Consider the following 672-nt stretch of genomic DNA (forward strand, 5'->3'; position numbering starts at 1 on the left):
CAAATAATCAAAGCAGTGCACTAGATACAAAAAGAGCAGCCGTTTGGCTGCTCTTCATTAATGTCGTTCAATATGGTTGGCTTAGAACGTTACTTTCAGCTCTACGCCGTAAAACTGACTGTCGTAGCTTGCACCTGCGTCCATGGCAAACTTCGCAACATCTTGATTGCCGAACCAAGGTGAGGAGTTGAATTTCAATTCAGCGCTGCCGCCCCATGCGTCAGTCACCCAGTGGTGGATATGACCAACAGGGTTTAGGAAGAAGAGAGAAACGTCGCCTGCAGTTTCTGAACCTAACACTTCGCCGCCATTTGCTACGATGTCTTGCTCTGCTGTTAGCATCATTTCACCCACGACCGCACCAAAGAATGGCGTGATAAAGATGTCCTGCCAAGAAGGGACTTCTGCAAACGCTTCAACACCGTATTCCCAGAAGAAAGTAGACATGGTGGCAGAGTACAAGAATGATTCAAATTCGTTATAACCTGCATGTCTTGCCGCTGTGTAGTAAACACCGCCAAAGTATGGGTGCATGATGTAGTTTAGGAAGTGTTCGTCACGGTCCCATACCGGGCCATCAGAAACGTTATCTTTCCATTTGCTACCCAGCTTGCTCATGTCGCGGTCTTCTTCGTCCCACTTAGTAATGCTTTCAGGAAGAAACGGCATCAA

Annotated in this window: 1 protein-coding gene; it reads right to left on the bottom strand. The window is 47.3% G+C overall.

The genetic code is table 11. From position 1 onward, the window contains the following. Positions 1-81 precede the first annotated feature (81 nt). A partial coding sequence (locus R7Z50_RS27890; protein ID WP_318149805.1) for a DUF3943 domain-containing protein occupies positions 82-672 on the bottom strand: 591 nt, incomplete at its 5' end.

The sequence above is a fragment of the Vibrio sp. 1249-1 genome (genome assembly GCF_033340495.1).